Genomic DNA, 12,127 nt, shown 5'->3' on the forward strand with positions numbered 1-12,127 from the left:
GAATCTACAATGACAACTTCTTACAATTGAGAAGTTATATAATTTGATATTGAAGCCATTTGAGTATCATCTAACTTCGCTTTTTTCTGCATTTTTACTAAAATTGGTTTCCAATCTTCCTGACTAAATTTCTTTGGATCAAATAATTTATGACATTTTGCGCAATTGTTTTCGTACAAGCTTTTGCTAGCTGCCAATTCTGGCGTTAATTCTGTAGTTTTTACAGCCTCAGTTACAGCTGGAGTTGCCGGAGTAGCAGGAGCTGATTTTTTAGTACCACACGATACTACAAATAGAACTACTGCTGCCAGGATTAAGATTTTTGTTTTCATTACTTTACTTATTTTTAAGTAAATATAAAAAAATCCCATACACTGTAGCGCATGGGATTATTATTTAAAACAATACTAAATTGTATCTAAAAGTCTTATTTTACGTCCATTAATTCAACGTCGAAAATCAAAGTTGCGTGCGGTGGAATAACTCCTCCTGCACCTGAAGCTCCATACCCTAAATCAGATGGAATTACAAAACGAGCTTTGTCTCCAACTTGCAATAAAGCAATACCTTCGTCCCAGCCTTCGATAACCTGACCTTGACCTAATCTAAATTCGATTGGTTTTTTGCGTGGGTAAGAAGAATCAAAAACTTTTCCGTTCTCTAAAGATCCTTCGTAATGAACTGCAACTGTTTTACCAGCTTCAGCTTTTTTACCGTCTCCTTTTTGAATCATTTTGTAACGTAAACCGCTATCAGTTTTATCAAAACCAGCAGCTAATTGCTCCATTTTTGCTTCAGATTCTGCTTTTAAAGCTGCATCACGTTTAAGACGAGCACCTTTTAAAGCGATAAAAGCTTCAATAGCATTGAATTTTTCAGCTTCTTCACCAACTCTGATGATTTCTACATTATCAAGAGAATCACCTTGAGCAACAGCATCAACGATATCCTGACCTTCGATTACGTGACCAAAAACAGTATGTTTTCCGTCTAACCAAGAAGTTGGAACGTGAGTAATGTAAAATTGAGAACCGTTAGTTGCAGGTCCTGAATTTGCCATTGCTAAAACTCCTGGACGATCGTGTTTTAAACTTGGGTGAAATTCATCATCAAATTTGTATCCTGGATCACCAGTTCCAGTTCCTTTCGGACATCCACCTTGGATCATAAAATCAGGAATAACTCTATGGAATGTTAATCCGTCATAGAATTTTTGTCCTTGAGGTTTTACTTTATTTTCCATATTTCCTTCTGCAAGAGCTACAAAATTCCCTACGGTTCCTGGTGTTAAATCATGTGCAAGTTTTACTAAAATCGAACCTTTACTAGTGTTGAATTTAGCGTATATTCCGTTTTCCATTGTTGTTATTTTTAATTTGATTGCAAATTTACAAATTAATTTTATATCAATTTGCGCTTTCTATTTTTTAGATTTTGATTTATAAGTAAGACCGTAAACTACAAATGCCAGTGCCGACAAACCAACACATCCGATAGTTACAGCATGCCATCCGCCCAATTTCCACAATAATAATCCGTAAGCAGATCCGGCTGCAGTTCCTAAAAAGCTGAATGACATAAATACGGTATTCAATCTGTTTCTGGCTTCTGGAAGTAGTGAATAAACACGGGTTTGATTGGAGATGTGAACTCCCTGAATTCCTACGTCAATAAATACAATTCCTATTGCGATTCCGATGACACTTTCTATTGAAAAATAAAATATTATAAAACTAATTAATATCAATAAACAGCCATAACCAACGGCGACTCTTGAACCTCCTTTGTCTCCCAATTTCCCAACCAAAGGCGCTGCTAAAGCTCCTGAAGCTCCCACAATTCCAAACAAACCAATTGTTGCACTACTATAATTAAAAGGTTCTCCTGAAAGCAACAAAACCATAGTAACCCAGAAAGCTCCGAATTGCGCAAAACTAAACACGTTTATAATTGTAGCTTCACGTAAAATTGGTTGTGTTTTTATAAGTGTAAAAAGCGATTGAATTAACTGTCCATAAGTTCCTTGAAACTGAGGTTTGTTGACCGGAAATTTATTCTGAATCACAAAAAAGATCAACAGACATATTCCGGCAGCGATATAAAACATTGATCTCCAGCCCAAAATCTGACCAATAAATCCGCTTAAAGTTCTGGAAAGCAAAATTCCGACCAATAAACCACTCATAATGGTTCCGATAACTTTTCCTCGTTGTTCTGGCGTACTTAACGAAGCCGCCAAAGGCAAAATAAGCTGCGGTACGATTGAAGTAATTCCAATCAATAAAGAAGCTATTTGCAGCAGAAAGAAACTCTTTGCCGTTGCCGCAATAATCAATGCAATTACTGATGCGAAAGTGGTCATTAAAATTTGCTTTTTACGCTCAATTTTATCCCCTAATGGGACCATAAAAAACAAACCAATCGCATAACCTGCTTGCGTTAGATACGTTATTGTACCCGCGCTGGCTTCTGGAATTTTAAATTCGTTGGCAATTAAAACAATTAAAGGCTGGCAGTAATACAGATTTGCAACTATAAGTCCAGTGCAAGCTGCCATAAATAAGACATTCGTTTTGGATAAATTCATTTTGCAAAAATACCAATCTAATCTTTATCAAAACTTTAAAAAATCTATAAATTTTTCAAATCCGGGAAGTAATTAGACATTTTCATTAGAGATTATATTCATTTTTAAATCCTTATGATTTCATAAAATCCTCCCGAATTGGGCTAAAAACATCTGTCAAAAGTCCTCTTTCTAAACAAACAACGCCATGAATTGCGTGTGGCGGAATGTAGAAACTATCGCCTTCTTTTAGTGTTTGGGTAACGCCAGAAATCGTAACATCAAATTTACCGCTGGAAATATAAGTTACTTGTGAGTGATAATGTTCGTGCAAAACGCCAATTCCGCCTTTTTCAAAATGAACATTGACTAACATTACTCTATCGTCATACGCCATAATTTTGCGTTTGATTCCTTCTCCAACAACTTCCCACTCCAGTTCATCACCTTTTATAAATTCTTTGCTTGTTCCGAAACTTTGCATATCTGTTTTTAATTGAAATTTGTATATTATTATTTTAAATGTGCTTGTTTTTAAATCAGATTTTTAGAAATAAAATCACAACTTGCTTTAATAGATTCAAAAGGATTTGGATTGTAATTATTCTCCTGCTCTACAAAAAAATGTTTCATTCCGGATAGTTTTGCTTCTTTAAAAATACGCTTAAAATCAACAGAACCTGAGCCAATTTCAGTATTTAAAGCTGGATTTTTCTTGTCCATATCTTTTACGTGCCACATTTTAAAACGTCCCGGATTTGCCGTAAATAACTTAAGCGGATCATTTCCTGAGTGAACAACCCAGTATAAATCCAACTCAAAATAAACCAGGTCTTTATCGGTTTCTTTTAATAGAATTTCATAGCCTGTGATTCCGTCATGCTTTTGAAACTCAAAATCGTGATTGTGATACGCCAGTTTTAAACCTGCATTTGCACAAGCTTTACCCGCTTGATTTAAACGGCTGGCAATTATTTTATAATCAGCGATGTTTTTTCTAAAAGGTTCATTGATCCACGGAATAGTTAAATACTCACTATTCAAAACCTTTGCTGCTTCAATAGCTGCAAGTAATTCCGTTGTGTTTCCATCAGCCAGAAAACTTCCCAAATTATAATGTCCACTAACCGCTTTAAGTCCGTTTTGGTCTAGTATTTTCTTTAATTCGATTGGAGATAATCCCCAAAACTGATCTTTAATCGAAAAGCCATAGGTTTCAACAGTTGTAAATCCGGCAGCTGCAACTTTTTCTAAAGTCGACTTTACATCTTTAGGAAGTTCGTCGCGTAACGTATAAAGCTGCAATCCAATTTCTTTTTTATTCATGCTAAAGGCTAATGATGGAAGAGCCAAAACTGCGGTTGCAGCCAGACTGGTGTTTATGATGAAACTTCTTCTTGTGGTCATTTTTGTTTTGAAATTTGAGAATAGTAAAACTAATCTTTTAATTAAAAACTTTCACTAAAGCACTAAAATTGTCCTTCAAAATTATTTATAAAACGCTGAAGTGCAATTTCTGTTTCTTCATTAATGATTTTTCCTTCGTCATTAATTTTTCCACGAACGCCTTGTATCAGCAGTTTAGTAGAATCATCAAATTTAGCTTCCAGTGTTTTCATTATCAAAATCAACTGCTCATGCCCCATTTCTCCCGAAGCCGAAGCAGTAATTAAACCCGTCTTTTTATTCGAAAAAACAGTCGTTGAAACACACCATTCTAAAGCATTTTTTAAACTTCCGGGTAGACTAAAAACATATTCGGGAGTACAAATTATGATTCCATCTGCTGCAGTAATTTTATTTCTGAAATCTTCAACTTCCTTCGGCAGATTTTCATTATCTAAATCAGGATTAAAATGAGGAATATTGGCCAAATCTTCGAAAAATTCGACTTCAAATTCCGTTTTTATCTTTTCTGAAATGTATTTTAAGATTTTATAATTGCTTGAGTTTTTTCTTGTACTGCCAGTTATAGCAAGGATTTTTATTGTTTTCATTTTTTATCGAATAGCGGCAATGTCAATATCTTTTTTCATTAATTCAAATCCGTCGTTTAAAGTATTCTTTTTAAAGTATTTTTCTAAATCTAAAAGTCTCTTTTTATTGTCATATTTTATACATGAATTTAATTTTCTCTGGCAAACAGAGCATAATCTTATGGTACTTTTATCTGTTTCAGCCAAACTAATAGTTCCATTCATCACACAATTTGCAGTAATACAATGGTGTAAACCAAACATATGTCCAATTTCATGAGAACTTGTTTTTAGTAATCTGGATAAACATAAATTAAAGTTTTCAGAAGTTAGTTCCTCATCCTGAAACCTGTAAATGGAGCTTACACCTACTTTTTCCCGATAAGATGCCAAACCAAAAACATAATTCCATTCCGGTTTTGGAAACAAATCTATTTCAGAAAGTCCCATCAAGGCAATTACATTCAAGGGTTTTTCCTTTTTTAAAATACTATCTAAAAGATATCCTGCTAAAAATTGTTCATTCCCTTCATTCCCGATTCTTCTGGCTGAACTGGGAACAATATCATTAGAAATAGGTTCTAAAGTTTTTGTTTTTAATTGAAAGAAAATCTCTAAATATTCATTCATCAACTCAATTTGTTTCTTTTGCAAAACATTAAAGTTCCCAATTGGTCTTATATAAATGATATTCGAATCTTTTGTTGGAATAATATGTTTGGAATCTTTATACTGTTCAAAACTCTGTCCGTTTTCTTTATGAGAAAATAACCATTCTCCATCAACGGGTGTAGATAATTTAACATCGTTATTTTTGATCGAATCAAAATACTGATCTTCTTTGTTTTTGCTACAGGAACAAAATATTATAAAAATAAGAATAGCTATTTTCTTCATATACTTTTTGTTAAATATATTCAAAAAACAGCTATTCTTATTTTTCTTTTTGATTTTTTTATCAAATATTTTTTGCCTTTTTAATTATTCTAAAACAATTTAAATGTACTAAAAATAGTTCAAAAACAACAACTCAAAAACACTTATAAAACTAGATTTGAGTTAATTACAAAAAAAAACGTAATTAATTTTGCAACACAATCTGCTGTGGAGGTTTATTCTGCTTTTCTTTTCGACATAAATAGATCTTACCTTCCTTATTAACGTACACATATTCATAATTCCAATAATTTGAACCTGCCATTCGGGAACCTTCTTCTTGTTTCGATTTTAAATAAACTTGTTCTGCATAAATAAGTATTTCTCCCTGATCACCGTTATCTAATACACGTACTGGCGATCCCCAACTTTTTATGATATTTTTTTCAGTATCACCAATCCATTTATCGTTTGTTTGCTTAGAACTTGAACAGGAATATAAAATTAATATTGCTGCTAATAATATAACTTTTCTCATAATATCAATGTTTTAGGATGTTTTTGATGGATATCGTAGTCAAACAATTTAGTTCGTAATGTTACCTAAAACTAACCCTAAAAAAATTACACAATAACATTCTAATATTATATAATTATTATCATTTATTTTATTGACAAACAAGCAATTAATCTAAAACACATGAAATCTTAAATCTTTAAAAAATTCTCAAACATTAACTTTGTATCTTTGCCGCCTAGAACTATTGAAGAAAAAAAATGCGAATTGACATTATAACGATTTTGCCGGAATTATTAAAGAGCCCGTTTGAGGCTTCGATTATGAAACGTGCTATAGACAAAGGTCTGGTTGAAGTTCATTTTCATAATTTACGCGATTATACTACGAACAAACAAAAAAGTGTCGACGATTATCCTTTTGGAGGTGGCGCCGGAATGGTCATGACTGTTCAGCCAATTGACGCTTGTATTACGCATTTGAAAAGCGAACGTGAATACGACGAAATCATTTATATGTCGCCTGATGGTGAAACTCTGAACCAAAAAATGGCAAACACAATGTCGATGTATGAAAACATTATCATTTTATGCGGACATTATAAAGGTGTAGATCAGCGTGTGCGCGATCATTTTATTACGAAAGAAATTTCGATTGGTGATTACGTTTTATCTGGAGGAGAATTAGGCGCTTTGGTTTTATCTGATGCATTAATTCGATTAATTCCTGGAGTTTTAAGTGATGAAACTTCTGCATTAACAGATAGTTTTCAGGATAATTTACTTTCAGGACCAATATATACAAGGCCTGCCGATTATAAAGGATGGAAAGTTCCCGACGTTTTAACCAGCGGTCACTTTGCTAAAATTGATAAATGGCGTGAAGATATGGCATATGAACATACTAAAAACAGACGTCCGGATTTGTTGGAAGGACATTAAATTTGTTTCAAGTTTCAGGTTTCAAGTTGTTCTGCTTTGAGATTATAACGTGAAACAAAAATAACCTGAAACTTGAAACAAAAAATGAATGATTATAATCTGAAACATATTTACAATACAAGGAATTATATTGAGATGCATTATAATCAAATCATCTCAATAAGTTCTCTTGAGAATATTTCCTGTTACTCGTACAGAAATTTGCAGCGTATTTTCTATTCGCTATTTAATGAAACAATTGGTGCTTATCAAACCCGATTGAAGATAGAAAACGGATACAAAAAACTACTCTATTCCAATAAACAAATTTCGGAAATCGCTCTGGAAGTGGGCTTTGCAGATGTACAGTCTTTTTCAAAAACATTCAAAAAACACTTCAATTACGCTCCTTCATTGGCTCGGAATCAAAAAGAACTTCTTTTGAATGATGTTCCTTCTTTACCAAACATTTCCGCTACTTTAAATCCCGAAATAAAAGTAATTCCAGAAGTAACCGTTTATTATCTGAGCTGTAAAACTCCTTATATTAATCCGGAAATAGAAAGTCTTTGGGATACTATTTTAAAAAACGAGTTTCCAGAAACTACTACAGATTTCTACGGCGTTATAACAGATGATATTTTGATTACCGAAAAAATCAATTGTACATACGAAGCCTGCATTGCAACTGATGTTATTATTAAAAACCTACCCTCGAAGAAAATTTTTGGCGGTAAATATGCTTGTTTTTTTCATCAGGGAAGTTATGATACTTTAGAAAACACCTATCAACAAATTTTTGGAGGATGGTTTCTAAATAATAACCTTGAACTCTCTCACTTACCTGTAATAGAGCAGTATTTGAAAAACGATACAAATTGCAACAACGAGTCCGATTATCTTACGGCAATTTTTATTCCGCTTATTTGATTTGTCCATTTTGGACAACTGCCTGATTATGTTTTAGAAATACATTTGTACCGTCAAAATACCGGTATCCAATGACACTAAACTTGTAAATTCACAACAAACTCAAATTTAAGATGAAAAACTTATTTTTAACTGCATTACTAATTCCTTTATTTTCTTCCTGTCAGGGAGAAGAAGAGACAATAACATCAGACCAATCAATTAAAACAGAAATTATGTACACTATGCCCGAAGAATCAGCTCCGCATGAAGGAACCTGGTTGCAATGGCCGCATCAATATCAATATGGTATGGACTATAGAAATGATTTAGACGCTACTTGGGTTGCCATGACCAAATCATTGACAGAAAGTGAGAAAGTACATATTATTGCTTACGATGATACAGAGAAAAAAAGAATCTCTGTTTTATTAGAAAAAGCAGGAGTTTCTTTGTCTGCTATTGATTTTAAAATATACAAAACAGATGATGTTTGGGTTAGGGATAACGGTCCTATTTATGTAAGAGACAAAGACAAGCAACTGGTAATTCAGGATTGGGGTTTTAACGGTTGGGGAAAAAAAGCTGCCTTTGGGAATTGCAATACAATACCGTCACAAATTGCTGCAGATCAAAAAACATCTATTGTAGATTTGAATTCTGTTATGATTAATGAAGGTGGAGCTGTAGAAATAGATGGAAACGGGACTTTAATGGCGACCAAAAGTGCTATTTTAAATTCGAATCGAAATCCTGGGATGACACAACAGCAGGCGGAATCTATTTTTAAAATGTATTTAGGAGCAACAAATTTTATTTGGCTCGAAGGCAAAGCCGGAAGAGAAATTACTGACATGCATATTGATGGTTTTGCCCGTTTTGGCAACACCAATACGATCGTAACAATGAATGAAAATGATTTGCTTTATTGGGAAGTTCCACAGAAAGACATTAACACTTTATACAACTCAAAAGATAAAAACGACAAAAACTATACTTTTCTAAAACTGCCACTATCTAAAAATGATGTTGTAACCACTTATGGCAAAAGATTGGGATATAAAGGTTCTTATGTAAACTATTATATTGGAAACACTGTTGTTTTAGTTCCTAATTATAACGACCCGAATGATGCTGTTGCCAATCAATTGATTCAGGGTTTATACCCATCCAGAAAAGTAATTGGCATCGATGTTCGTAATTTATATGCAAATGGAGGAATGATTCATTGTGTGACACAACAACAACCGAAATAAAAAGTTTCAAGTTTCAGGTTATTTTAGTTTCAAGTTTCAACTTTGCGCAATCCAACCTAAAACATGAAACCTGAAACCTGAAACCTGAAACAAAAAAACACTCTAAATAACTTTTTATCAGATACTTAAAATAATTTAGAATTTACAATTTATAATTCATAATTATTTTCTACATTTGCACCCGAATTAGACTAACCTCTGGCGAGATCCGTGAATGTTGCTCTATAAAAACCATAATTATAAGATATCATGGCAGATTTAATGAAATTCGTTCAAACCGAATTAGTTGCTAAAAAAGATTTCCCTGTTTTCGGAGCTGGAGATACTATCACAGTTTACTACGAAATTAAAGAGGGTGAAAAAACAAGAACTCAGTTTTTTAAAGGAGTTGTTATTCAAAGAAGAGGTTCTGGTAACACAGAAACTTTTACTATCCGTAAAATGTCAGGAGCTATTGGAGTTGAGCGTATCTTCCCAGTAAACTTACCAGCTTTACAGAAAATTGAAATCAACAAAAAAGGAGCTGTACGTAGAGCTAGAATTTTCTACTTCAGAGAACTTACTGGTAAAAAAGCTAAGATTAAAGATAAAAGAAGATAATCATTTATCTCTTTGTTATAAAAAACTCGTTTCAAGTAATTTGAAACGAGTTTTTTTTTGTGCCTAATTTTTAAAATATCAAAACTGTAATTTTTTAATATCAAAATCACCGATTTAGCAATTTAACGAGTCCGAAATAGCAATCTGATAATTTCAGTATTTCTCATCAAAACTACACCGTTTTCGGACTGTTTTTATTATATTTGCTCCGCTCATTCTGAGCCGACTATACCTTTACATCGCTTAATCTCGGCGATACGATTATAAAAAAAAAAAGAAATGACACAGAATTCAAAAATCTATTACACCTTAACTGATGAGGCGCCATTATTAGCGACTTATTCTTTTTTACCTATTGTTCAAGCATTTACTGCTACTGCTGGTATTGCTATTGAAACAAGAGACATCTCTTTAGCAGGTAGAATTTTATCGAATTTTCCTGAGCTTTTAACTGATGCTCAAAAAACTGGAGATGCTTTGGCTGAATTAGGTCAATTAGCGACACAACCTGAAGCTAACATCATCAAATTACCAAACGTTTCTGCATCAGTACCGCAATTAAAAGCGGCTATTGCTGAATTACAAGCTCACGGGTACAAAATCCCTAATTTTCCTGAAGATCCGCAAAACGATGCTGAAAAGGAAATTAAAGCTAAATATTCTAAAGTTTTAGGTTCTGCTGTAAATCCGGTTTTACGTGAAGGAAACTCTGATCGTAGAGCTCCAAGAGCAGTAAAAAACTTTGCAAAAGCAAATCCACACTCAATGGGTGCATGGTCTGCTGATTCAAAAACTAAAGTTGCTTCAATGCCAAACGGTGATTTCTACGGAAGTGAAAAATCACTAACAGTTGCAGATGCTAATGACGTAAAAATCGAATTCGTTGCAAAAGATGGTACAACTACAGTTTTAAAAGCTAGTACTCCTCTTAAAGCAGGTGAGATAATTGACAGTTCTGTTTTAAGTGTAAAAAAATTAAAGGCTTTTGCTGCTGATGCAATTGCAGATGCTAAAAAAGAAGGAGTTTTACTTTCTGTGCATTTAAAAGCTACAATGATGAAAGTTTCAGATCCAATTATCTTTGGCGCTATCGTTGAAGTATATTTTGCTGATCTTTTCAAAAAATACGAAGCTTTATTTGCTGAATTAAATATTGATACAAGAAACGGTTTAGGTGATATCTATGCAAAAATTGCCGGAAGACCTGAGCAAGCTGAAGTTGAAGCTGACATTACTAAAGCGATCGAAAACGGACCAGCTTTGGCAATGGTAAATTCTGATAAAGGAATTACAAATTTACACGTTCCTTCTGACGTAATTGTTGATGCTTCTATGCCGGCAATGATCCGTACTTCTGGACAGATGTACAACAAAGAAGGAAAACAACAAGATACAATCGCTCTTATTCCGGATCGTGCTTATTCTGGAATTTATACTGCAACTATTGATTTCTGTAAAAAACACGGTGCTTTTGATCCTAAAACAATGGGAAGTGTTCCTAACGTAGGTTTAATGGCTCAAAAAGCAGAAGAATACGGATCTCATGACAAAACTTTCCAAATCCAAGGAGACGGAGTTGTTCGTGTTGTAGATAATAAAGGAACTGTTTTAATGGAGCAAAACGTTGAGACTAATGATATTTTCAGAATGTGTCAGGCAAAAGACGCTCCTATTCAGGACTGGGTTAAACTAGCTGTAAACAGAGCACGTTTATCTGATACTCCTGCTGTTTTCTGGTTAGACGAAAACAGAGCACATGACAGAGAATTGATTGCAAAAGTTCAAAAATACCTTAAAGATTACAATACTGTAAATCTTGACATCCGTATCTTAAACCCAGTTGCTGCTACAGAATTTACTTTAGACAGAATCATCAAAGGTTTAGACACGATCTCAGTAACAGGAAACGTTTTACGTGATTACTTAACTGACTTATTCCCAATTTTAGAATTAGGAACTTCAGCTAAAATGTTGTCTATCGTTCCGTTAATGAATGGTGGTGGATTGTTCGAAACTGGTGCCGGAGGTTCTGCTCCTAAACACGTTGAACAATTTACTGAAGAAGGATATTTACGTTGGGATTCGTTAGGAGAATTTTTAGCTCTTGGAGCTTCTTTAGAGCATTTAGGGCAAACTTTAGACAATTCTAAAGCAATTGTTTTATCTGAAACTCTTGACGAAGCTAACGATAAATTCCTGGCTAACGATAAATCTCCAGCTCGTAAAGTAGGTCAAATTGACAACCGTGGTTCTCACTTTTACCTTTCTTTATATTGGGCACAAGCTTTGGCAGCTCAAAACAAAGATGCAGAATTGAAAGCAATCTTTACTCCAATTGCTGCTAAACTTGAAGCTAATGAAGCTAAAATCGATGCTGAATTAATTGGTGCACAAGGAAAACCTCAAACTCTTGGCGGTTATTACCAACCAACTCCTGAGTTAGTTAGCAAAGCAATGCGTCCAAGTGCAACTTTCAACTCTATTATTGCTGAAATAAAATAATAAAA

Annotated in this window: 13 protein-coding genes; 5 read left to right on the top strand and 8 right to left on the bottom strand. The window is 33.8% G+C overall.

Annotated features, from left to right (window positions below; translation table 11 throughout):
* Positions 1 to 20: 20 nt before the first annotated feature.
* The 8 genes from LPB88_RS18355 to LPB88_RS18390 form a co-directional block, all read right to left on the bottom strand.
* Complete coding sequence (locus tag LPB88_RS18355) at positions 21 to 332, bottom strand: cytochrome c (RefSeq protein ID WP_230717100.1); 312 nt, start codon at positions 330 to 332, stop codon at positions 21 to 23.
* A gap of 95 nt (positions 333 to 427) precedes the next feature.
* On the bottom strand, positions 428 to 1,360 hold the full coding sequence (locus tag LPB88_RS18360) for a peptidylprolyl isomerase (RefSeq protein ID WP_230717101.1): 933 nt from the start codon (positions 1,358 to 1,360) through the stop codon (positions 428 to 430).
* A gap of 60 nt (positions 1,361 to 1,420) precedes the next feature.
* Positions 1,421 to 2,557 (bottom strand): MFS transporter, encoded by a 1,137-nt coding sequence (locus LPB88_RS18365; protein ID WP_230717102.1) that lies wholly within the window; start codon positions 2,555 to 2,557, stop codon positions 1,421 to 1,423.
* Between the two features lie 142 nt (positions 2,558 to 2,699).
* Complete coding sequence (locus LPB88_RS18370) at positions 2,700 to 3,050, bottom strand: cupin domain-containing protein (protein ID WP_230717104.1); 351 nt, start codon at positions 3,048 to 3,050, stop codon at positions 2,700 to 2,702.
* 50 nt (positions 3,051 to 3,100) lie between these two features.
* The gene (locus LPB88_RS18375; RefSeq protein ID WP_230717105.1) at positions 3,101 to 3,973 is read right to left on the bottom strand and encodes a sugar phosphate isomerase/epimerase; all 873 of its coding nucleotides are present in this window, start codon (positions 3,971 to 3,973) and stop codon (positions 3,101 to 3,103) included.
* Between the two features lie 62 nt (positions 3,974 to 4,035).
* Positions 4,036 to 4,563: an NADPH-dependent FMN reductase gene (locus LPB88_RS18380; protein WP_230717107.1), complete on the bottom strand. Its 528-nt coding sequence runs from the start codon at positions 4,561 to 4,563 to the stop codon at positions 4,036 to 4,038.
* A gap of 3 nt (positions 4,564 to 4,566) precedes the next feature.
* Positions 4,567 to 5,439, bottom strand: coding sequence for an archaemetzincin (locus tag LPB88_RS18385; RefSeq protein ID WP_230717109.1), 873 nt, complete (start codon positions 5,437 to 5,439; stop codon positions 4,567 to 4,569).
* 184 nt (positions 5,440 to 5,623) lie between these two features.
* Entirely contained in the window at positions 5,624 to 5,956 is a 333-nt protein-coding gene (locus LPB88_RS18390; RefSeq protein ID WP_230717111.1) for a hypothetical protein, read from the bottom strand.
* Between the two features lie 239 nt (positions 5,957 to 6,195).
* Here LPB88_RS18390 and trmD point away from each other — a divergent pair, with 239 nt between their 5' ends.
* From trmD to LPB88_RS18415, 5 genes are all read left to right on the top strand, one after another.
* Entirely contained in the window at positions 6,196 to 6,876 is a 681-nt protein-coding gene (gene trmD / locus LPB88_RS18395; protein ID WP_089353855.1) for a tRNA (guanosine(37)-N1)-methyltransferase TrmD, read from the top strand.
* Between the two features lie 84 nt (positions 6,877 to 6,960).
* Positions 6,961 to 7,785 (top strand): GyrI-like domain-containing protein, encoded by an 825-nt coding sequence (locus tag LPB88_RS18400; protein WP_230717112.1) that lies wholly within the window; start codon positions 6,961 to 6,963, stop codon positions 7,783 to 7,785.
* Between the two features lie 113 nt (positions 7,786 to 7,898).
* Positions 7,899 to 9,020: an agmatine/peptidylarginine deiminase gene (locus LPB88_RS18405; RefSeq protein WP_230717114.1), complete on the top strand. Its 1,122-nt coding sequence runs from the start codon at positions 7,899 to 7,901 to the stop codon at positions 9,018 to 9,020.
* Positions 9,021 to 9,269: 249 nt separating this feature from the next.
* Positions 9,270 to 9,620 carry a 50S ribosomal protein L19 gene (gene rplS, locus LPB88_RS18410; RefSeq protein ID WP_055098496.1) on the top strand — a complete coding sequence of 117 codons (351 nt, stop codon included), beginning with the start codon at positions 9,270 to 9,272 and terminating at the stop codon, positions 9,618 to 9,620.
* A gap of 279 nt (positions 9,621 to 9,899) precedes the next feature.
* Positions 9,900 to 12,122 carry an NADP-dependent isocitrate dehydrogenase gene (locus tag LPB88_RS18415; protein WP_230717116.1) on the top strand — a complete coding sequence of 741 codons (2,223 nt, stop codon included), beginning with the start codon at positions 9,900 to 9,902 and terminating at the stop codon, positions 12,120 to 12,122.
* The last annotated feature ends 5 nt before the right edge of the window (positions 12,123 to 12,127 follow it).

The sequence above is a fragment of the Flavobacterium sp. JAS genome (genome assembly GCF_020991455.1).
GTDB lineage: Bacteria > Bacteroidota > Bacteroidia > Flavobacteriales > Flavobacteriaceae > Flavobacterium.